The organism is Xenorhabdus kozodoii (assembly GCF_002632875.1).
Lineage (GTDB): Bacteria > Pseudomonadota > Gammaproteobacteria > Enterobacterales > Enterobacteriaceae > Xenorhabdus > Xenorhabdus kozodoii.
The window spans coordinates 25866-48498 of record NZ_NJCX01000027.1; the positions used below are offsets into that span (position 1 = coordinate 25866).

The window sequence follows — 22633 nt, forward strand, 5'->3', positions numbered from 1 at the left end:
TTATGGAGTTTTTAACTCATTTTGTTGATTTTGCGAAATTCATTGTCGATTTTATTTTACACATTGATGCCCATTTAGCGGAGTTGGTGGCGAATTATGGTGATTGGGTTTATGGCATCCTGTTTCTGATTATATTTTGTGAAACCGGTTTGGTGGTGACGCCATTTTTGCCAGGGGACTCTTTGCTGTTCGTGGCAGGCGCACTTTCTGCATTAGATTCCAATGACTTGAATGTACACATTATGGTGGCTTTGATGATTACGGCCGCGATTATGGGGGATGCGATAAACTATACCATTGGCAGAATTTTCGGTGAGAAGTTATTTACTAATCCAAATTCAAAGATTTTCCGCCGTAGTTATTTAGATAAAACCCATGGTTTTTATGAAAAACATGGTGGAAAGGCCATCATCTTGGCGCGGTTTGTCCCCATTATTAGAACGTTTGCACCGTTTGTAGCAGGAATGGGGAAAATGTCTTACCGCCATTTTGCTGCTTATAATGTCATCGGTGCATTTATCTGGGTGCTATTATTCACTTATGCCGGTTATTTATTTGGCGATATGCCAGTCATACAGCAAAACCTGAAATTATTGATTGTTGCAATTATTTTTATTTCTATTCTGCCGGGTATCATAGAAATTTGGCGCCATCGGCGTGCTGCATCGAAAAAAGCAGCCGGTCGCGCAGCAGACAGATAAATAGAAGATAGATAAATCGATAACCGTAAACAGGTTTGAGCAGTTTTTTATCCACACTGCAATGGCATTGTGGTTTAATGGCACGTAAAACAAAAGCTGGCAACAGCCAAATTTCAGACGGAAAGGTTCATTAATGAGCTGGATTGAAAAGATTCTAAACAAAAGCAAAATAATGCAAACTCGTAAGGCAAGCATACCTGAAGGAGTTTGGACAAAATGCGACAGTTGTAGTCAGGTACTTTATCGTGCTGAATTAGAGCGTAACCTTGAAGTGTGTCCAAAATGTGACCATCACATGCGCATTTCAGCCCGTAATCGATTGAAGGCATTTTTAGATGCAGACACGGGTACAGAATTAGGCAGTGAGCTGGAACCTAAAGATATCCTGAAATTCCGCGATACCAAAAAATACAAAGATCGCTTAGCGGCCGCCCAGAAGCAGACGCAAGAAAAAGATGCACTCATCGTCATGAAAGGTAAGCTGCATGAGATGCCCGTCGTGGCCGGTGCCTTTGAATTCAATTTCATGGGTGGCTCAATGGGCTCTGTTGTTGGCGCCCGTTTTGTGCGTGCGGTTGAACAGGCTCTGGAAGACAACTGCCCGTTTGTTTGTTTTACCTCCAGTGGTGGCGCACGTATGCAGGAAGCGTTGATGTCGCTGATGCAGATGGCAAAAACCAGTGCTGCGCTGGCAAAAATGCAAGATCGGGGTTTGCCTTATATCTGTGTATTGACCAACCCAACAATGGGCGGGGTAACGGCAAGTATGGGGATGCTGGGTGATATCAATATCGCTGAACCTAAGGCATTGATTGGCTTTGCCGGCCCGCGTGTCATCGAGCAGACGGTGCGTGAAAAATTGCCGGAAGGCTTCCAGCGCAGTGAATTCCTGCTGGAGAAAGGCGCGATCGATATGATTGTTCGCCGTCCGGAAATGCGCGATAAGGTTGCCAGCCTGCTTGCAATGTTGACCCATCAGCCGCATCCAGGCACAAACGCCGAGCCAGTGGAAACCATCGTCATTGAACCTGCTGATGTCGAAGCGGATATAAACATCAATCCTAATAAAGAAGATGTCTGATAATTTGCAAATTCCTCAAGCCACGTCGCCACTGATGACGTGGCTTTCCTATCTGGGAAACCTGCATACCAAAGCCATTGATATGGGGCTTGAGCGTGTGGGTAAACTTGGCCGTCAGCTCGGTTTATTAAACCCGGCACCTAAAGTCATTACGGTGTCAGGCACTAATGGCAAGGGAACCACTTGCCATACCCTTGAGTCTGTTTTTCTGGCCGCAGGGCTTAAAGTCGGCGTGTACAGTTCCCCGCATTTAATCCGTTATACCGAAAGGGTGCGTATTCAGGGTAGGGAAGTCGCAGAACAAGATTTCTGCCGTGTCTTTGCGGCAATTGAAGCCCAGCGTGGCGATATCTCATTAACCTATTTTGAGTATGGAACCTTGGCCGCATTACAGCTTTTTAAAGAAGCTGATCTTGATGTCGTGATTTTGGAAGTTGGGTTGGGTGGCCGTTTGGATGCCACTAATATCGTCGATGCCGATATCGCCGCCATCACCAGCATTGCGCTGGACCATACCGATTGGCTGGGCGCGGATCGCGAACACATTGGCCGTGAAAAAGCCGGTATTTTCCGTCGTGGGCACTTTGCCGTGGTGGGTGAACAGGATATGCCTCACTCCATTGCTGACGTCGCAGATGAACTGGGCGCTAAACTTTTTCGTCGAGACGTTGATTGGCATTTCTCACAGAATGAAAATAGCTGGAACTGGCTGGGCGGTCATCTGCAATTCAATGAATTACCGTTACCCAATGTGCCGTTAGCCAATGCCGCGACGGCGATGGGGGTCATTAACTGCTTGTTGCAGCAGGATGATAAAGTCAGCCGTGCCATTGATGAGCAGGCAATCCGTGCAGGATTGGAGAATGCGCAATTACCGGGGCGTTTCCAAATGGTCAGGGAAGCTCCGCGGGTCATTCTGGATGTGGCTCATAATCCACATGCTGCGGGTTATCTGGTGCAAAAATTGGCAGAACTGCCTCGCGCACCAGACAGTAAGATCCGTGGTGTGGTTGGCATGTTGGGAGATAAAGATATCGCCGGTACACTTGCCTGCCTTTCCCAGCAGATTGATGAATGGTACTGCGCATCACTGGATGAACTGAGGGGAGCTGAAGCCGAAGTGTTGTCCGGGCATCTGGTGCAAGCCCGAACATTTTCCGAAGTGAGAGCCGCATGGCAGCAGGCAATGGAAGACGCATCGGTGCAGGATATCATCGTGGTTTGTGGCTCTTTCCATACGGTTGCTCATGTCATGGAAGTACTGGAGGAGGGCAAGGAAAGTGGCCAGTAAATTTCAAAATCGTCTGGTTGGCACCATCGTCCTTGTCGCATTGGGTGTGATTGTGCTGCCGATGATTTTTGATGGCGATAAGAAATATAACGAAGATCAATTTGCTTCGATTCCTCTGGTGCCAAAACCGGGTGATGAAGAAGATATTGACTCTATCTCACCATTGGCACAAAACATGCCATCGACACCGCCCGAAGGTGCAGCGCAAGCGATGCAATCACAGGAGACAGAACCGGATATAGACGCGCTGATAACCGCCCCTCCTGTGACGACTACGCAAGCGCCTAAGGCAACTGATTTTTCTCCTCCACGGAAAGTGGAGACGAAACCGCAGGTCAAACCTGAACCGCGTAAACCTGAACCCCGTATTGAAAGCAAGCCAGAGACTCAATCGAAGCCTGCTGAACAAGCCCCCCAGGCAACGGCATATGTTATTCAACTTGGCGCATTAAAAAATGCGGGTAAAGTTGAAGAGATAGTGGCAAGGCTGCGTCTTTCTGGGCATCAGGTCTATACCGTTCCGTCTTCTCCGGCACAAGGGCAATTAACCCGGATCTATGTAGGGCCGAATGGATCAAGACAGGCACTGGAATCCAGCTTGTCTGAATTGAAGGAACTGACGGGCTTACAAGGACAGATTAAAAACTATCAGCCATAATCAGATTGGCACTTATGGGAAGTAAAAACTTCCCATGATCACACCAAAAGCGCCATCACGGGGCTTATAAGGGTTCAAAATGACAGGTGATTTTCCATTATGGAAACAGCAGTTAAAAATTGACCCATTACAGCGAATGCTGTTTGTTTACCCGCCAAAATTTATTTTCAGTAGAGTGATGAATCTACTACGCAAACGTTTTCGTTTTCTGTTAAAATGCGCCCGACTTGAATGTCGGGGGCCTGTTTTTGGATTAAAAAATGGTCTGGATTGATTATACGATTATTGCCATCATTGGCTTCTCGGCACTGGTTAGCTTGATTCGTGGTTTTGTTCGCGAAGCGCTCTCCCTGATAACATGGGGTTGTGCTTTCTTTGTTGCAAGCCATTTCTACACTTATCTGGCGGCGTATTTTACCCGCCTGGAAGATGAATTAGTGCGCAATGGGGTGGCGATTGCTATCTTATTTATTGCAACACTGATTGTTGGCGCGGTAGTCAACTATGTCATTGGTTCACTTGTCCAGCGAACGGGCCTGTCAGGTACTGATCGGGTTTTGGGGATCTGTTTTGGGGCTTTGCGTGGCGTCTTGGTTGTGTCTGCTATTTTGTTTGTTGCAGACTCTTTCACGCCACTGCCTAAGAGCCAGGATTGGCAACAATCGCAACTGATCCCACAGTTCAGTCAAATCATCAGGTGGTTTTTTGACTACCTACAAAGTGCGTCGAGTTTCCTGCCGGAGAGATAGCGCTCTCCGCTTAGCTGATGAGGAAAGGCTACATGTGCGGTATTGTCGGTATCGTCGGTTTTACACCGGTTAACCAGTCGATTTATGATGCATTGACGGTGCTTCAGCACCGTGGACAAGATGCAGCGGGTATTGCAACCATTGATGGTAACAATGAGTTTCGTTTACGTAAGGCTAATGGTTTGGTCAAGGATGTGTTTGAAACACGGCACATGTTACGTTTACAGGGAACCATCGGAATTGGACATGTCCGTTATCCCACGGCGGGCAGTTCCAGTGCATCTGAGGCGCAGCCCTTTTATGTGAATTCTCCTTTTGGTATCACGTTGGCGCATAACGGCAATCTGACAAACGCACATGAATTGAAAAAAATGCTGTTTGAAAATGCCCGCCGTCATGTCAATACCACCTCAGATTCTGAAATCCTGCTGAATATTTTTGCCAATGAATTAACCCAATTTCCACTTTTCCCATTAGAGCCTGATGACATTTTCTCGGCAGTCTCAAACATGCATAAAAAGATCCGTGGGGCTTATGCTTGCGTTGCCATGATCATTGGGCATGGCGTGGTGGCTTTTCGTGATCCGCATGGTATTCGCCCGCTGGTGTTGGGCAAGAGGACACTGGAGGATGGCCGCAACGAATACATGGTGGCCTCGGAAAGTGTGGCACTGGATACATTAGGTTTTGAATTCCTGCGTGATGTCGCTTCCGGGGAGGCGATTTATATCACGGAAAACGGGCAACTGTTTACCCGCCAATGTGCGGAAAACCCATCATTGACACCTTGTTTGTTCGAGTTTGTTTATTTCGCCCGGCCGGATTCCTTTATTGACAAGGTTTCGGTCTATAACGCACGGTTGCGGATGGGGCGAAAATTAGGGGAAAAAATTGCCAGAGAATGGGAAGACTTGCACATTGATGTCGTGATTCCCGTACCGGAAACCTCGTGTGATATCGCACTCGAAATCGCCCAAATTCTGGATAAACCCTATCGTCAGGGATTTGTTAAAAATCGTTACGTAGGGCGTACTTTTATCATGCCCGGCCAGCAGGAGCGACGTAAATCCGTTCGCCGTAAATTAAATGCTAATCGCGCTGAATTTCGGGGTAAAAATGTCTTGCTGGTGGATGATTCCATTGTGCGCGGCACCACTTCTGAACAGATTGTTGAACTGGCGCGGGAAGCGGGAGCCAAGAAAGTTTACTTTGCATCGGCGGCACCGGAAGTTCGTTTCCCGAATGTTTATGGTATTGATATGCCCAATGCCAATGAGCTGATAGCCCACGGCCGGGAAGTGGATGAAATTCGCCAGATCATTGGGGCTGATGCCCTGATATACCAAAACCTGCATGATCTTGTCCAAGCGGTTCAGGAAGAAAACCCCGATATTGAAAAATTCGAATGCTCCGTATTCGATGGCATCTATGTTACGAAAGACATTGACCAGCGTTACCTCGATTATCTGGAAAACTTACGTAAAGACGATGAGATGAAAGTGCGTGGACAGAGCGAAATAGAGGATCTGGAAATATATAATGAAGGATAATATTGTTATTATCATTCAGTTATATACCAATCCAACTTCAAGTTGCCGTTTGCAAACCAATGAGAGTGTTTATCTTTCCCCGCGGCGCGGGGAGAGATAAGGTTCATCTTGAAAGGCGACTGGTATAGCCAGGATCTCAGAGGAAAACATGAAAAAATTGATTGTCGGGCTGACCGGAGCAAGTGGTGCGATTTATGGCGTCAGGTTACTGCAAGTTTTGCAGTCAGTCGAAGGCATTGAAACCCATTTGGTGATCAGCCAATCAGCCCGGCAGACTCTGGCATTGGAGACGGATTATACGTTGCGAGATGTACAGGCTCTGGCTGATGTTGTACATGACAATCGTGATATTGCGGCCTCCATTTCCTCTGGATCGTTTAAGACATTAGGGATGGTGATTTTACCTTGTTCCATAAAGACCCTATCCGGTATTGTGCACAGCTACACTGATGGTTTAATTACCCGTGCCGCCGATGTTGTTTTGAAAGAGAATCGTAAGTTAGTGTTGGGGGTGAGGGAAACCCCCTTGCACTTGGGGCATTTGCGGTTAATGGTGCAGGCCGCCGAAATTGGGGCAGTCATCATGCCCCCTGTTCCCGCCTTTTATCATCGTCCTGAACATCTTCAGGATATTATCGACCAGACCGTTAACCGTGTGCTGGATCAATTTGAGGTTGACTTGCCCGCCGATCTATTTTGCCGTTGGCAAGGCGCTAAGTTGATTTGATCAAGCCAAGAGAGAAAACCGGTTAATCCAATCGGATGATGTCGATTCTATATTTAATGTTGAATTGCGTTTTTATCGGGTGGTTAGTCATTTCTGCTACCCGCTATGCCTTAAGTTTCTATGCCTTAAGTTTTTTTCTTAAATGGCTCGCAATCGCCGTTGCCAACAATCCCCCGATCACCGTGGTGTGTTCGAGCGCAAAATAGAGTGAGACTTTGGCGTATTCGCCAGAAAAATGCCAAAACGTATGGACAATAAAAATCGTCAACAACAGGAAGGTAGCCAGTGCACCGGCACCAAGCCAGACAAAGCGATCGAATAAAATCAATAGGGAGCCAAAAAGTAAGACAATCGCCGAGGCGATATTAAAAAACCAATCCGGGTGTAAACCCGCCGCCCGCATTTCTGCCAAACTGCCTTCAAAATCGATAACCTTGGCCAGCCCGGATGAAACGAAAATAACTAAAAGCAGTATTCGAGTTAAAATAATAAACAAGAAATGCTGTTGTGAATCAATCACAACAGCATATTGTCTTACATTGATTTAAACGATCAAACGCTATCTTTTGCTTTTAGGACATCCTGTAGCGCTTCCTCCAGTTGAAAATACCGGAAACCAAATCCGGCTTCTTCCAGTCGTTTGGGAAGGGCTTGTTGCCCACCTAAAACTAACTCTGCGGCTTCTCCCATCATGGCTTTTAACACAAAGACAGGAATGCGTATAAAAGCAGGGCGATGTAATACACTGGCGAGTGTGGCACTAAACAGCTCATTACTAACAGGGTAAGGGGATGTCATATTAAAGGGACCCTGTAACTCAGATGATACCAGCAGGTAATAGATACCATTGACCATGTCATCAATATGGATCCACGGCATATACTGCTTGCCATTGCCGATTGCACCCCCTAAACCTAACCGAAATAGCGGCAACATTTTTGGGAGTGCTCCCCCTTCAGGAGCCAATACAATGCCTGTACGTAACAAACATACGCGGGTTTTGTCACTTTTGGCCTGTAGGGCAAGCTGTTCCCAACGTTCACAAAGCCGATGGGCAAATTCATTGTGAGGAAGATCATTTTCAGTCACCACGGATTGTCCCTGATCGCCATAATAGCCAACGGCTGAACCGGAAATAAACACCGATGGCGGAGATTGACTGGCCTTGATCAGCTTGCTCAGTTGTTCAGTAAGCTGCCAGCGACTGTGGCAAAGTTTCTCTTTTTGTTTTGGTGTCCATCGCTTATTGATAATTGGCTCACCGGCAAGATTGATCACCGCATCAAAGCCATCAAGATCGGGCTGGTCATTGAGGGTTGTCCAACATTCAACGCGATCAGAAAACAGAGAATACACCTTTTGCGGTGAACGACTCAAAATGGTGATGGAGTAAGAGAGTGAAAGCAGTTGGCAGGTCAAACGATGACCAATCAATCCTGTCCCTCCCGTCATTAAGATCCGCATAGCCACCCCCTGTAACAAAGGATAATCATCTATTGACTATAAACAAGGGATGGCTTAAGTGACAGAGAAATATGTTGCTATATGTTACAAATATCAAATTTTATAGTGAATAATTTCGTCATTAATTGAATTTATTACATATATTTGGATCAGGCATCCTTGTAGGCTGCTTGTGTTGCAGGGCGTTGTCTGACCTTATCCAGCCATTTGGCAACCGCTGGGTAATCCTGTAAATCGATTTTTTGGTGTTCATAGCATTTCGCCCACGGATAAGTGGCAATATCTGCGATACTATACTCATCGCCTCCGAGATAAGCCGTTTTTTCCAGTTGGGTATTTAGCACCTTGTATAAACGTTTTGATTCTTCCACATAGCGATTAATGGCATAAGGTACAACTTCTGGGGCGTAGCGATTGAAATGGTGATTTTGACCGAGCATAGGGCCAAAGCCAGCAACTTGCCAAAACAGCCATTGCAATTGTTCGGTTCGTTCACGCAAACTTTTGCTCAATAGCTGGCCGGTTTTGTTTGCCAGATAAAGTAAGATAGCCCCTGATTCGAAGACAGAGACAGGCTCTCCGCCATCAGCGGGTTGATGATCGACAATCGCCGGGATTTTGTTATTCGGGGAAATGGCAAGAAATTCAGGTTTGAACTGTTCGCCGGTGTTGATATTGATGGGATGGATAGTGTAAGGCATGCCGACTTCTTCGAGGAACAAGGTGATCTTGTAGCCATTTGGGGTTGGGGCATAATATAGATCTATCATATAACCTCCAGCAATAATAACTTTATGAAAAATGTATCGGCGTTACCTTACCATCGTTTGTCTGTAAGTGTGATAAATTGACTGCAAAAAAATATGCAACTCGTTGATAAAAGGTTTTTAGGATGATGCAAGAAAAATCAGCAAGCATTGAATGGATTGACATTGTCAATGAAGATAATGACGTGATTGCGCAATCCACTCGTCGGCAGATGAGAGCGCAAAATCTGAGGCATCGCGCGACTTATATTGTCGTGCATGATGGGATGGGCAAAATTCTGGTTCAGCATCGTACAGAAACGAAAGACTTTTATCCGGGAAAATTGGATGCAACGGCGGGCGGTGTTGTGATGACAGGAGAAACTTTTCTTGATGCTGCCCGTCGGGAAGCCGAAGAAGAGTTAGGGATTGCCGGTGTTCCTTTTGCGGAACATGGCATGTTCTATTATGAAGAGGAGGCGTGTCGTATATGGGGTGGCCTGTACAGTTGTGTCAGTCACGGGCCATTTGCATTGCAGGAAGAGGAAGTCTCCGCCGTTTATTGGTTAACACCGCAAGAAATTACCGCCCGTTGTGATGAATTCACACAGGATTCACTAAAGGCGCTCTCCTTATGGTTGGCGCGGAATAATCAAGTGGAATAGTTTTATCTGCCATTGAGGGTTTTATTCCGGGGATGAGGAGCTTTCGTTGAGACTAAATAACAATCTAAAAGAGGGGGGATGTCTATTTACAGTACATCCCCTTATTTTGTTACGGATTGACTATTGTTAATTTAGTATTTCACTTTTATTTTATTGGTCGTCAGAAATATTTTCCAAAACGAATTTAAAATGATACCCCTCTACTTTTTCAAACCGCATATGGGCTGGTTTAGTGGTATCATAAGTGACAATATCAAGATCTGTACCATTGTGTTTAAAATAGACAGCTCCTTGAGTGACAGGGATATTATTTTGATTAAAGATGACAACGGACGTTACATAGAGTTGACCATCTTTGGGCACTAAACCGACAACTTTGTAGTCATCATTTGAATAGCAATCGACAGGATTGGGGATGGTATAGGTTTGAATATTAACCCTGAATACTTGATCGACACCGGATTCGTTAATCAACTTTACTGCGAGTAAATCACGGTTCGAAGGGGAGACAATAAATTTTGTTAACCCTTTAATATCACTGATGTCTGGCTGGTTTGTATCCCATTCACGATAAATTTGCCCAACTTCACTGTCACTGCTATGTCGCCAGGCGAACACGACAGAGCCTATCCCAATTTTGACGGAAAGAAACTGATCATTTAATGGCGTACCAACTAAATTGACTGCTGTATTATTTTCTGGATATTCATAAGCGGCGCCAGTATAATTTTTTCCGGTGTAAAATACCACGCCATTAATTAATTCATCTTTAGACATAATCAATATTCTCCTTATGCTTGGTTATAAAAATAACATCTAAATAAGGATCAAAAAATCATAGGTCAATTCCTTATCCCTTGCGTAGCGAAGAGTGAGGAAACCTCATATTTTAAATGTGTCTCTATTCTGAAACTCATTTAGGATAAGAGGCTGAATTTATATGTCAAGATAATGGGTGGCTTTTATATTGACCCTTAACTTTAAAAAATATTTATTTGATTTTATATTCTTTTCTGTTAATAAATGATGTTATTTAAATTTGGAATGTGTGCTTTGATTTTATTTAGGCTGAAAAAATTTTGGATGGCTCTGGCTTAAGCGCCCAGCGTTGGCATCTTTTAGCCCCAACAAAAACCTCGTTAAACATAACGAGGTTTTTTTATCGGCTAAGGCTGCCAGAAGTGCATGGGAGTATCTTTATACCGATTTATTCACACCGGCTATGGCCGCGGCTAAATCCTGCACAAAAGGTGGGCGCATGAGGGTGATGTGATCACCCGCTAACGTTGTGGGGATAACTTCTCCGGTCACCAGTGCCTGCCATCCATCAACCCTGCTCTTGGTCGAAATATCGGGTTGATTATCGTCAGCCAGAAACAGTTGGAGTGCACCTGGATAGCGCCCTTGTGGCTGATAAGTCACCAAAGAGTGAGCCTTGAAGACGCCTAAATAGGTGGCAATTTCCCTAGGTTCAAATTGGGGAGGTAAGAGTTCCTCCGCAATCAGGCGCCGCCGCAAGCGATCAAGTTGCTCTGCTTCTGTCATGGATTGGAATTCTTCTTCAGTAAAGTTTTCCTCTGCGCCCGCCGATGCAGCCAGCGCATTCCCAAACTCGGCCAGCCAGTGACTGTCAGACCATGCTGATTCGATCTTTTCGCTTAAACTCTCAAGCGGCGATTCGCTATCGACTACAGCCAGTAAGCCAATACTTTCCCCTTGTTGAACGAGTTGCCGCGCCATTTCGAATGCGAGCCAGCCGCCGAAAGAGTGCCCGCCCAAGTGATAGGGACCATTGGGTTGAACTTTCTTAAGCGACTCGATCATCACGCTGGCCATGGCCTCAAGGCTTTGTGGCGGATCGCTGCGGCCATCTAACTCTGGGGATCGCATTCCCCAAACGGAATAAGTGCCTTCTAATGCTGTCGCTAATTCCCGTAAATAGAGCACATGCCCTCCGGTGCCGGGCGCAAAGAACAGCGGGGTGGCGTTGGTGTTCCGTGACAGGCCAACCATCGAGCCAACATTGCTATTTTCTCGATCTTCAATGGCTTTGGCTTGGTCTTTGATGGTCGTAAACGCCATCAAACTCGCCATCCTATTCTGCGAAAGGCCAAGTTTTTCTACAGCCAAAGAGCAGGCTTTCAAAATCAGCAACGAATGACCGCCCAACTCAAAGAAATGGTCATGGCGGCTGACCCGCGCTACTCCGAGCAGATCTTGCCAAATTTGAGCCAGTACGATTTCAATCTCACCCTGGGGAGCTTCATACTCGCGGGCGACGATGGCAGATTGATCGGGAGCAGGGAATGCCTGGCGGTCAATTTTGCCATTCGCCGTGAGCGGGAACGCGTCAAGGGTGACGAAGGCACTGGGTAGCATATAGTCGGCAAGATGTTGGGCAAGCTGCTGGCGCAGTTCATTGGGATGCAGTTTGGCTCCGGATTGGGGCTGAACATAGGCGACCAGACGTTTATCATCAGGGGCTATTTCCCGCACCAGGACAATGGCTTCCTGCACCCCCTGACATTGCACCAGACGAGCTTCCACTTCACCCAGTTCAATGCGGAAGCCGCGGATCTTAACCTGAAAATCATTACGCCCCAGATATTCAATCACACCATGAGGCAACCAGCGCCCCAAATCGCCGGTTTTATACATGCGTGCATTTGGCTGCTGGCTGAACGGATCAGCCACAAATTTCTCCGCGGTCAGATCAGGACGGTTCAGGTAACCACGGGCAACGCCTGCCCCGCCAATATAAATTTCACCGCTGATACCCAGCGGGGTCGGCCTGCCAAATGCATCCAAAATATAGATGCGGGTGTTAGGCAGGGGGTAGCCAATCGGAATGTTATCGCTGAACTCAGTCGATTGTGTGCCATCCCCGTTTTGTGGGTTCTTAACCTTTAATGTCGTCGCAATCACCGTGGTTTCGGTCGGGCCATAGGAATTGATCCAGCGGCAGGCTTGGGTTTCTGGATGGGATAGCCAATTCATGAGATGGCGGTATTCCGCTTTCTCGCCGCCGACAATAATCGTGTGCAAGTAGGGGCTGAAACCACTGCGTCCCGCCGTCATCTCCTGTACCCATTGATGCCAGAAAGCGGTTGGCATATCGAGGATAGTGATCCGCTGCTCATTTAATAAGTTAACAAATTCCTGATCCGGCACGCGGATATGGGCAGGACGCAGAACCAGTGTCGCACCGGCGGCGAGGGTCGGGAAAATATCGGAAACCGAGGTATCAAATGCGATAGTCGCAAATTGCAGGATGCGATCCCCTCCTTTCGGTTCGCTGGTCTTATGCTGGGCATGGATAAAGTTCACCACATTGCGATGCTCCAGCATCACGCCCTTGGGCTGGCCGGTGGAGCCGGAGGTATAAATGATATAGGCCAGATGGTGCGGCTCAAGCCTCAATTGGCGGGGATCAGGGTTATGGGAGGGTTGTTTTGCCACCTGCTCCTGATGGGCTTCATCGTCCAGCAACCAGACCGGGAGATCGGGGGTGGGTAACCGCCCCTGCAAGTGTCGCTGGGTCAACAGTAGGGCGGGTTTGCTGTCCGACAGTTGATACGCCAGTCGCTCGGCCGGGTATTCGGGATCGAGCGGAATATAGCCCGCACCGGCTTTAAGAATGCCGTATAAGCCAATGATCATCTCCGGGCTGCGCTCGACACAAATGGCTACGCGATCGTCAGGACGCACGCCAAACGCCACCAGTTGGTGTGCCAGTTGGTTAGCATGGCGGTTCAGTGCCGCATAACTCAGTGCGTTCTCGCCAAAGACCAGTGCGGTGGCATCCGGTGTACGCGCTGCCTGTTGTTCGAACAGTTGATGGATCAAGGTATCCTGCGGATAGTCCATCACCGTATTGTTAAAATCCACCAATACTTGATGACGCTCGGCCAGTGGCAGGATATCGACCGACTGGATCGGCTGCTCCGGCGCAGATTGCAGCGCGGCCACAATACCTCCTAAGGCCATCTCCATATAGCCATTCATCCGAGCCGGATTAATTTGCGGGCTGCATTGTGCGGTCAGCGAAAACCCGTCATCAAAATCGTCCACATCCAGTGACAACGGATAGTTACTGCGCTCCTCACTGTCCAACTCCTGAATACCATCCCAGGCATGTGAGCTGGATTGTTCCTCCTCCCGCGGACTGTGGCGGAAATTGAGCAGGCTGTTAAACAGTGGCAACGATGCCTGAACGCCACTGCAACGCTGGGCAATTGCCAGTGGTGTCTGTTCATGATCCAGCAGTTCGCTCAGGCGCTGGTAGGTTTCCTGTACCGCCTGCTTAACGGTACGCGTGTGTAATGGGATACGGATTGGCAGGGTATTGATAAACATACCGAGCACCTGAGACGCGCCGATGCCTCCCTGTAAGCGCCCCAATAACACGGTGCCGAACACCACATCTTCACGGCCGCAACATTGTGCCAATACCTGTGCCCAGGCGACATGGAACAGCACGGCAGCACTGATGCCCAATTGACGGGCGCTATCACGGATTTGCTGTGCCAATTCATCATCCAAGATAAGACTATCTTCCACGATCTGATCGTGGTTGTTTCCCTGTACATCAAGCAACCCAAACGGCAAGGTTGGCTCTTCTACATCGCCCAATAACTGCCGGAAATAGGCCTGATGGACTTCAATCGGCACCCGACGGGTCTGGGCAATAAAATTGCGGTAAGGCAGGGGCGCTGGCAGGGGCGCTTCTTCGCCCAGGATCAGTGCCTGCACTTCGCTGAAAATGATTTCCAGTGACAGATGGTCACAGACCAGATGATGATGCAACAAGCTAAGCCACCACCGATCGGAACCGGGATCTTTGGCGATATAAGCGGCCAATAAAGGGGCTTGAGTAATAGCTAACCGGATAGTGTCAGGATCGGTAAGACGCCGTAATTGGGTTTCGGCGCTTTCTTGCGCGGATAACGAGAGTTCAGTGATTGGCAGTGGTGCATGGCGGTAAACCACTTGCACCGGCATCGGAAGTGCCTGCCAGTGGAAGGCACTGCGTTGAATATCGTGTCGGTCAATCACCCGCTGCAACGCCTGCAAGAAACCCTCCAGCCGCGCCCGGTTGTCAAAGTTCATCAGGATATTTTCAAGATAGGTATCGCCGGTTTCTTCCCGCAAATGGTGGAACAGAATCCCTTCCTGCAATGGCCCCAGTGGGTAGATATCCTGAATATTAGCGACGCCACCCGGTACGCGGGCAACAATTTGGTCAATTTGTGCCTGGGTTAATGTGACCAATGGCAGCATATCAGGGGTAATGTGCTGGCTGTCTGCGCGGATCAGATTGGGAGGAATAGCCTGCGCATCGGTAGCGTGATCATCCCCCTGATTTAAGCGGGCACTCATGGCTGCCAGCGTGGGGGAGGAGAAGACTGCGCTGACCTCCAGAGACAGCCCTTGTTGGCGCAACTGTTCGATCAGGCTGACCACCCGCAGGGAATGCCCGCCCAGTTCAAAGAAGTTATCATGGCGCCCGACCTGTTCCACATCCAGCAAGGATTGCCAGATTGCCGCCAGTTTTTGTTCAGTTTCCCCTTGCGGCGCTTCATACTCACGGTTGACGATAGCGCTGCGATCCGGCGCCGGCAGCGCTTTGCGATCCAGCTTGCCGTTGGCGGACATCGGGAAGGCATCCAGCATCACAAACGCACTGGGCAGCATATGATCCATCAATCGGGTGCCCAGTTGCTTACGTAGTTCAACCGGACTGAGTGTCATGCCGGTTTGTGGGATCAGATAAGCGACCAGCCGTTTGTCGCCTGCCCCTGCTTCACGGGCGATCACCACAGCATCGCTGACACCGTCACAGGCTGCCAGTTGCGCCTCAATCTCGCCTAATTCGACACGGAAACCGCGGATCTTGACCTGAAAATCATTGCGGCCTAAATATTCAATCGTGCCATCGGGCAGCCAGCGTCCCAGATCACCGGTTTTATACATCCGGGCATCGGGTTGTGCACTGAACGGATCAGCCACAAATTTTTCCGCGGTCAGATCAGGGCGGTTCAGGTAACCACGGGCAACGCCCGCGCCGGCAATATGGATTTCACCCCTGACGCCAATCGGCGCCGGTCGCCCTTGGCTATCCAGAATATAAATGCGGGTATTCGGCAGCGGATAACCAATCGGGATAACCTCAGTCAATTCAAGCGGATCTTGGCCTTTATCATTGATGGTTAATGTGGTGGCAATCACCGTGGTTTCGGTCGGGCCATAGGAGTTGATCCAGCGGCAGGCCTGGGTTTCAGGATGGGAGAGCCAGCCCATTAAATGGCGGTACTCCGCTTTCTCGCCGCCGACAATAATCGTGTGCAGATCCGGGCTAAAACCACTGCGCCCCGCCATCATCTCCTGTACCCAGTGGTGCCAGAAGGCGGTTGGCATATCCATGATGGTGATCTTCTGCTCACGCAAGAAGTTCACAAAGGCCATATCCGGGATGCGGATATGGGGCGGGCGCAGAACCAGTGTCGCACCGGAGGCGAGGGTCGGGAAAATATCGGAAACCGAGGTATCAAATGCAATAGTCGCAAATTGCAGGATGCGATCCCCCTCTTTCGGTTCGCTGGTCTGATGTTGGGCATGGATAAAGTTCACCACATTGCGATGCTCCAGCATTACGCCCTTGGGCTGGCCGGTGGAGCCGGAGGTATAGATGATATAGGCCAGATGGTGCGGCTTAACGTCCAATTGATTGGCATCAGGATTATGGGCGGGCTGTTTTGCCACTTGATCCTGATGGGTTTCATCATCCAGCAACCAGACCGGGAGATCGGGGGTGGGTAACCGCCCCTGCAAGTGCCGCTGGGTCAACAAGAGTACCGGCTTGCTATCCGACAACTGGTACGCCAGCCGTTCGGCAGGGTATTCGGGATCGAGCGGAATATAGCCGGCACCGGCTTTGAGAATGCCGTATAAGCCAATGATCATCTCCAGACTGCGCTCGACACAGATTGCCACGCGATCGTCAGGACGCACGCCAAACGCCATCAGTTGGTGCGCCAGTTGGTTGGCATGGCGGTTCAGTGCCGCATAACTCAGTTCGCTTTCGCCAAAGACTAATGCCGTGGCATCCGGTGTACGCGCTGCTTGCTGTTCGAACAGTTGATGGATCAAGGTATCCTGCGGATAGTCCCTCACCGTATCGTTAAAATCCGCCAATAATTGGTGACGCTCGGCCAATGGCAGGATATCGACCGACTGGATCGGCTGCTCCGGCGCAGATTGCAGCGCGGCCACAATGCCTTCTAAGGCCATCTTCATATAGCCATTAATCCGAGCCGGATTAATTTGCTGATGACACTGTGCGGTCAGCGAAAACCCGTCATCAAAATCGTCCACATCCAGCGACAGTGGGTAATTGCTACGTTCTTCACTTTCTATTTCGTGAATACCTTCCCAGGCGATTGAGGCGACCTGTTCATCTTCACGTGGGCTATGGCGGAAATTGAGCAGGCTGTTAAACAGCGGCAACGGTGCCTGAATGCCACTGCAACGCTGGGCAACGGCCAGTGGTGCCTGCTCATGTTCCAACAGTGTGGTTAACTGCTGGTAAGTTTCTTGTACCGCCTGCTTCACGCTATGTGCCTGTAACTTAACGCGGATCGGTAAGGTATTGATAAACATACCAAGCACTTCGGATGCCCCGATCCCACCCTGTAACCGCCCTAACAAAACGGTGCCGAAGATGACATCATTTCGGCCACTGCATTGCGCCAGTACCTGTGCCCAGGCCACATGGAACAGTACGGCAGCACTCATACCCAATTGACGGGCGCAATTACGGATCTGCCGTGCCAGTTCATCCTCTAGTGTGAAGACGTTTTCCACTATCTCATCCTGGTTATTCCCTTGTACGTCAAGCAACCCAAACGGCAAAGTCGGCTCTTCCACATCGGCCAATAATTCGCGGAAATAGGTTTGGTGAACTTCCAGCGGTACGTTGCAAACCTGCGCAATAAAATTGCGGTAAGGCAGTGGCGTGGGTAACTTCTCACTTTCCCCCAACAGCAGGGTTTGTATTTCACCAAATATCATATCCAGTGAGACGTGATCACAGACTAAATGGTGGTACAGCAAGGAAAGTCGCCATTGTTCGGAACCGGGATCTTTGGCGATATAAGCCGCCAATAGGGGGGCTTGGGTGATGTCCAGCCGGGCAGTGAGGCGACGTAACTGGCTTTCTGCGGATTCTTCTGCCGATAACGTGAGTTCACTAATTGGCAACGGTGCATGGCGATGGACGACCTGTACGGGTTTAAGCAGCGCTTGCCAGTGGACGGCGCTGCGCAGAATATCGTGTCGGTCGATTACCTGCTGGAGTGCCTGCAAGAAATTATCCAATCGTGTGCGATTGTCGAAAGTCATCAGGTGGTTATCCAGATAGAGATCCCCTTCCGTTTCCAGCAAATGGTGGAACAGGATACCTTCCTGCAAGGGTCCCAATGGATAGATGTCCTGAACGTTGGCGATCCCCCCCGTGACACGGGAAACAATCTGCGCTATCTGATCTTGGGTTAATTTCACCAATGGCAGCATATCTGGCGTAATGACAGAACTCCCTTCCCGAATCCGGTTAGGCGGCACTGCCTGTATGGTCGTGGTGTGGGCGTGATGATGACGGATTAAGGCGCTCATGGCTGCCAGCGTGGGGGCAGAGAACACGGCGCTGACATCCAGCGACAAATCGTGGGCGCGTAATTGCTCAATCAGATTGACCACCAGCAGTGAATGCCCGCCCAGTTCAAAGAAGTTATCATGGCGCCCAACCTGCTCCACATTCAGCAGAGATTGCCAGATTGCCGCCAGTTTCTGTTCAGTTTCCCCGTGTGGCGCTTCATAGTCACGGCTGACGATAGCGCTTCCATCCGGCGCCGGCAGCGCTTTGCGATCCAGCTTGCCATTGGCGGACATCGGAAAGGCATCCAGCATCACAAACGCACTGGGCAGCATATGATCCATCAATCGGGTGCTCAGTTGCTTACGTAATTCAGCCGGGCTGAGGGTGATGCCGGTTTGGGGGATGAAATAAGCCACCAGCCGTTTGTCACCGGTGCCTTCGTCACGGGCAATCACCACGGCATCACTGACACCGTCACAGGCCGCCAGTTGCGCCTCAATTTCCCCCAGTTCAATACGGAAACCGCGGATCTTGACCTGAAAATCATTACGCCCCAAATATTCAATCGTGCCATCGGGCAACCAGCGCCCCAGATCACCGGTTTTATACATCCGGGCATCGGGTTGTGTACTGAACGGATCAGCCACAAATTTCTCTGCGGTCAGGTCAGGTCGGTTCAGGTAACCACGGGCAATGCCCGCGCCCCCAATGTGGATCTCACCACTGACGCCAATCGGAACCGGTTGTCCATGCGGATCCAAAATATAAATATGGGTGTTGGGGAGTGGATAACCGATGGGGATAACCCCTTCAAGATGCGGTGGATTTTGGTTATCCAGTTTTAGTGTGGTGGCAATCACTGTGGTTTCGGTCGGGCCATAAGAATTGATCCAGCGGCAGCCCTGGGTTTCGGGATGGGACAGCCAGCTCATGAGATGGCGGTATTCCGCTTTCTCGCCGCCGACAATAATCGTGTGCAGGTACGGGCTAAAACCACTGCGCCCCGCCATCATCTCCTGCACCCAGTAATGCCAGAAGGCGGTGGGCATATCCATGATGGTGATCTTCTGCTCGCGTAGGTAGTTCACAAAGGTCATATCCGGGATGCGGATATGGGGCGGGCGCAGAACCAGTGTCGCACCGGAGGCGAGGGTCGGGAAAATATCGGAAACCGAGGTATCAAATGCGATGGTGGCGAATTGCAGGATGCGATCGCCTAATTTCGGTTCGCTGGTCTGATGTTGGGCCTGGATAAAATTCACCACATTGCGGTGCTCCAGCATCACGCCCTTGGGCTGGCCGGTGGAGCCGGAGGTATAGATGATATAGGCCAGATGGTGCGGCTTAAGCCCCAGTTGGCGGGGATCAGGATTATGGGTGGGCTGTTTTGCCACGTCATCCCGATGCTGCTGGTCATCCAGTAACCAGACCGGAATATCCTGTATGGGCAAGCGGGTAGCTAAATGCTGCTGGGTGAGCAATAACACGGGCTGGCTGTCCGATAACTGGTAAGCCAGCCGTTCGGCAGGGTATTCGGGATCGAGCGGGATATAGCCGGCGCCTGCCTTAAGGATGGCGTAAATGCCGATGATCATATCCAGACTGCGCTCGACACAAATTGCCACGCGATCATCAGGACGAACCCCAAAAGCGATCAAATGATGTGCCAATTGATTGGCATGGCGGTTTAGCGCCGCATAACTCAATTGGCTATCGCCGGACACTAAGGCGATGGCATCCGGCGTTTGTTCGACTTGTTGTTCAAGCCGTTGATGGATCAATGACGCCTGTGGGGATGGGAAGGCCACTTCATTAAAATCGACCGCATTAAAATCGACTAAAAGCTGGGTACGTTGGTCGGGTTGCAAGAGCGGCAGATTTTCCACGGGTTGCGCATCATCCTCAACCATGGCAGTTAGCAGGGTTTGCAGGTAACCGGCGATACGTTCAACACTGGCATGGTCAAACAGATCACTGGCGTATTCCAGGCCACCGACTAAACCCTGCTCAGTATCACTGATGGCGAGGGACAGATCGAAATGCGAGCTGTTTTCAGCCAGATTCATTTCACGGATAGTGATATTCGGCAAGGTGATATTTTGCTGGCCTGGGGTGTTATCCACGGACATCATCACCTGAAAAATCGGGCTATGGCTCAGGCTGCGCGGGGGTTTCAGTGCCTCGACTAACTGTTCGAAGGGCAGATCCTGATGGGCATAGGCTTCCAGTGCATGGGTCTTAACCTGTGTGAGCAGAGCGCTGACCGTCGGATTGCCATCTAACTGGAGCCGCAGAGCCAGTGTGTTAACAAAGAACCCAATCAGTGGCTCCAATTCACTGTGTTGCCGATTCGCTATGGGGGTGCCAATCACCAGATCTTTTTGCCCGCTAAGACGGGAAAGCAAAATGGCCCATCCCGCCATCAGCGTCATAAATAATGTTGTCCCGTGGCGCTGGCTAAGGCTTCTCAATCCGGCACTTAATGCCGGTGACAGGGCGATCTCGACATATCCTCCGGCATAACTCTGTTTCTCCGGGCGTGGCCTGTCAGTCGGGAGTTCCAGCAGTGCGGGGGCACCCTGTAACGCGTCGCGCCAGAAATTCACCTGTTTTTCCAGCACCTCTTCCCGTAGCCACGCCCTTTGCCAAAGGGCATAGTCGGCATACTGGAGTGTCAGGGCGGGCAAGGGATCATCCCGCCCTTGACTGAACGCAGGGTAAAGCGTGGCCAGCTCCTGCATCAGAATGTTGAGGGACCAGCCATCAGAAATAATATGATGCTGGGTTATCAAAAGGATATGTTCATTCTCAGCCAGCCGCAGCAGACGCCCCCGGATAAGGGGGCCTTGTGCGAAATTGAATGGCTGATGGGTTTCACGTTGGGTTATCCCTTCGATGGTGGTTTGTTGCGCTTTTGCCGGCAAATGGCTGAGATCGTCTGTTGCCAAACAGAAGCCACACTCTGGCTTATCAATGAATTGCAGGGCCTGCCCTTCGACCATCTTGATCGTGGTACGTAAAATTTCATGGCGAGCGACAATTCTGTCCAGTGCGGCTTGCAGGGCATCTAAATTCAGATAGCCTTGCAGACGCAGGCCACCCGGAATGTGGTATGCCGTTTGGGCTGCGGGATCTAACTGTGCCAGAAACCACAAACGCTGTTGTGCCCAGGAGAGGGGAAGCGTTTGCTGATCAGCCTTTCTCGGTAAAATTTGCCTTTTTTCATCAAGCGGCCTGGTTTCCCCAATCTGACTATTTTTGATGCGTTCTTTCATCTTTTTCTGGAGTACCGCTTGTCTTAACTCAAGCAGGCTTAGTTCTTTGTTACTCATTTAATTCACTCTCTCCATTTAGCAGGGCGCGCAGTTCATCTTCGGACAAGTTTTCCAACTCTTTTTGCAGCGATTCGATATCTTCTGGTGCAAAAAAGGTTTCAATCTGTCTTGACGCAATAAGTTCAGCGAGTTCAGAAAGTTCTGGATGGGTAAATATGTCCTGGATGGACACTTCAAGCTGGAATTTATCCCGTAATCTTGCCATTAACTGAATGATTGATAAGGAATTCCCACCTAAATCAAAGAAGCTGTCATGGCGGCCGATTTGTTCTAACCCCAATAAACTCTGCAAGATGGCGGCAACCTGCTGCTCGATTTCACCTTGGGGAGCCTCATAGTCACGGCTGGCGATGGCGCTGCGATCGGGCGCGGGCAGAGCCTTACGATCTAATTTGCCACTGCCGGTTAATGGGAAGGCTGCCAGCATGACAAACGCGGCAGGCACCATATAGCTAGCCAGACGGCGATTCAGTTGTTCACGCAGGCTATTGGCATCTGGCGTGAAGCCGGATTGCGGTATGACATAGGCTACCAGTCGTTTGTCACCGGTTTCTTCTGTGCGGGCGATCACCACCGCATCCCTGACGCCTTCACAGGCGGCCAGTTGTGCCTCAATCTCCCCCAATTCAATGCGGAAGCCGCGGATTTTGACCTGAAAATCGTTGCGTCCCAGATAGTCAATCATGCCGTTTGGCAACCAGCGCCCTAAGTCACCGGTTTTGTACATGCGTGCATTTGGCTGCGTGCTGAAGGGATCAGGGATAAATTTCTCGGCAGTCATCTCCGGTTTATTCAGATAACCCCGTGCGACGCCTGCGCCACCAATATGAATTTCACCCCTGACGCCAATCGGCGCCGGTCGTCCTTGGGTATCCAGAATATAAATGCGGGTATTGGGGAGTGGATAACCGATCGGGATAGCCCCGTCGAAAGGCGGAAGGTTTTGGTTGTCCAGTTTCAGGGTGGTGGCAATCACCGTGGTTTCCGTCGGGCCATAGGAGTTAATCCAGCGG

At 49.8% G+C, this 22633-nt stretch carries 14 protein-coding genes; 8 read left to right on the forward strand and 6 right to left on the reverse strand.

The window, feature by feature from the left end:
- Positions 1-2 precede the first annotated feature (2 nt).
- From Xkoz_RS27005 to Xkoz_RS27035, 7 genes are all read left to right on the forward strand, one after another.
- Positions 3-701 carry a DedA family protein gene (locus tag Xkoz_RS27005; RefSeq protein ID WP_099140181.1) on the forward strand — a complete coding sequence of 233 codons (699 nt, stop codon included), beginning with the start codon at positions 3-5 and terminating at the stop codon, positions 699-701.
- A 133-nt stretch (positions 702-834) separates the two neighbouring features.
- Positions 835-1782, forward strand: a complete 948-nt coding sequence (gene accD, locus Xkoz_RS27010) for an acetyl-CoA carboxylase, carboxyltransferase subunit beta (protein WP_099140180.1) — start codon at positions 835-837, stop codon at positions 1780-1782.
- On the forward strand, positions 1775-3073 hold the full coding sequence (gene folC / locus Xkoz_RS27015) for a bifunctional tetrahydrofolate synthase/dihydrofolate synthase (RefSeq protein WP_099140179.1): 1299 nt from the start codon (positions 1775-1777) through the stop codon (positions 3071-3073). The genes accD and folC overlap by 8 nt, the downstream gene beginning before the upstream one ends.
- A complete protein-coding gene (gene dedD, locus Xkoz_RS27020; protein WP_099140178.1) occupies positions 3063-3731 on the forward strand; it encodes a cell division protein DedD in 669 nt (222 codons plus the stop codon). Before folC ends, dedD begins: the two co-directional genes overlap by 11 nt.
- A 260-nt stretch (positions 3732-3991) precedes the next feature.
- Entirely contained in the window at positions 3992-4480 is a 489-nt protein-coding gene (cvpA, locus tag Xkoz_RS27025; RefSeq protein ID WP_099140176.1) for a colicin V production protein, read from the forward strand.
- Positions 4481-4512: 32 nt separating this feature from the next.
- Positions 4513-6030 (forward strand): amidophosphoribosyltransferase, encoded by a 1518-nt coding sequence (gene purF, locus Xkoz_RS27030; RefSeq protein ID WP_099140175.1) that lies wholly within the window; start codon positions 4513-4515, stop codon positions 6028-6030.
- A 148-nt stretch (positions 6031-6178) separates the two neighbouring features.
- Positions 6179-6757: a UbiX family flavin prenyltransferase gene (locus tag Xkoz_RS27035; protein WP_099140174.1), complete on the forward strand. Its 579-nt coding sequence runs from the start codon at positions 6179-6181 to the stop codon at positions 6755-6757.
- A 118-nt stretch (positions 6758-6875) separates the two neighbouring features.
- Here the strand turns inward: Xkoz_RS27035 and Xkoz_RS27040 are convergent, their stop codons facing one another.
- From Xkoz_RS27040 to Xkoz_RS27050, 3 genes are all read right to left on the reverse strand, one after another.
- Positions 6876-7277, reverse strand: coding sequence for a DoxX family protein (locus Xkoz_RS27040; RefSeq protein ID WP_099140173.1), 402 nt, complete (start codon positions 7275-7277; stop codon positions 6876-6878).
- Between the two features lie 32 nt (positions 7278-7309).
- Complete coding sequence (locus Xkoz_RS27045) at positions 7310-8221, reverse strand: TIGR01777 family oxidoreductase (protein WP_099140172.1); 912 nt, start codon at positions 8219-8221, stop codon at positions 7310-7312.
- A gap of 149 nt (positions 8222-8370) precedes the next feature.
- Positions 8371-8991 (reverse strand): glutathione binding-like protein, encoded by a 621-nt coding sequence (locus Xkoz_RS27050; protein ID WP_099140171.1) that lies wholly within the window; start codon positions 8989-8991, stop codon positions 8371-8373.
- A gap of 122 nt (positions 8992-9113) precedes the next feature.
- Between Xkoz_RS27050 and yfcD the strand changes: the two genes are divergently transcribed.
- On the forward strand, positions 9114-9632 hold the full coding sequence (yfcD, locus tag Xkoz_RS27055) for an NUDIX hydrolase YfcD (RefSeq protein WP_099140170.1): 519 nt from the start codon (positions 9114-9116) through the stop codon (positions 9630-9632).
- Between the two features lie 150 nt (positions 9633-9782).
- Here yfcD and Xkoz_RS27060 read toward each other — a convergent pair whose 3' ends face one another.
- From Xkoz_RS27060 to Xkoz_RS27070, 3 genes are all read right to left on the reverse strand, one after another.
- Positions 9783-10409, reverse strand: a complete 627-nt coding sequence (locus tag Xkoz_RS27060; protein WP_099140169.1) for a beta/gamma crystallin domain-containing protein — start codon at positions 10407-10409, stop codon at positions 9783-9785.
- Between the two features lie 420 nt (positions 10410-10829).
- Positions 10830-21617 carry a non-ribosomal peptide synthetase gene (locus Xkoz_RS27065; RefSeq protein WP_099140168.1) on the reverse strand — a complete coding sequence of 3596 codons (10788 nt, stop codon included), beginning with the start codon at positions 21615-21617 and terminating at the stop codon, positions 10830-10832.
- Positions 21610-22633, reverse strand: a 1024-nt coding sequence (locus tag Xkoz_RS27070) for a non-ribosomal peptide synthetase (protein WP_141554389.1), incomplete at its 5' end; no start/stop codon positions are given. The genes Xkoz_RS27065 and Xkoz_RS27070, both read right to left, overlap by 8 nt.

Bases quoted from the DNA above. Each gene is read 5' to 3' on its own strand.
- Xkoz_RS27035 (WP_099140174.1), top strand. From the start codon at position 6,179: ATGAAAAAATTGATTGTCGGGCTGACCGGAGCAAGTGGTGCGATTTAT.
- Xkoz_RS27065 (WP_099140168.1), bottom strand. From the start codon at position 21,617: ATGAGTAACAAAGAACTAAGCCTGCTTGAGTTAAGACAAGCGGTACTC.
- Xkoz_RS27060 (WP_099140169.1), bottom strand. From the start codon at position 10,409: ATGTCTAAAGATGAATTAATTAATGGCGTGGTATTTTACACCGGAAAA.
- Xkoz_RS27050 (WP_099140171.1), bottom strand. From the start codon at position 8,991: ATGATAGATCTATATTATGCCCCAACCCCAAATGGCTACAAGATCACC.
- cvpA (WP_099140176.1), top strand. From the start codon at position 3,992: ATGGTCTGGATTGATTATACGATTATTGCCATCATTGGCTTCTCGGCA.
- Xkoz_RS27045 (WP_099140172.1), bottom strand. From the start codon at position 8,221: ATGCGGATCTTAATGACGGGAGGGACAGGATTGATTGGTCATCGTTTG.
- Xkoz_RS27005 (WP_099140181.1), top strand. From the start codon at position 3: ATGGAGTTTTTAACTCATTTTGTTGATTTTGCGAAATTCATTGTCGAT.
- purF (WP_099140175.1), top strand. From the start codon at position 4,513: ATGTGCGGTATTGTCGGTATCGTCGGTTTTACACCGGTTAACCAGTCG.
- accD (WP_099140180.1), top strand. From the start codon at position 835: ATGAGCTGGATTGAAAAGATTCTAAACAAAAGCAAAATAATGCAAACT.
- folC (WP_099140179.1), top strand. From the start codon at position 1,775: ATGTCTGATAATTTGCAAATTCCTCAAGCCACGTCGCCACTGATGACG.
- yfcD (WP_099140170.1), top strand. From the start codon at position 9,114: ATGATGCAAGAAAAATCAGCAAGCATTGAATGGATTGACATTGTCAAT.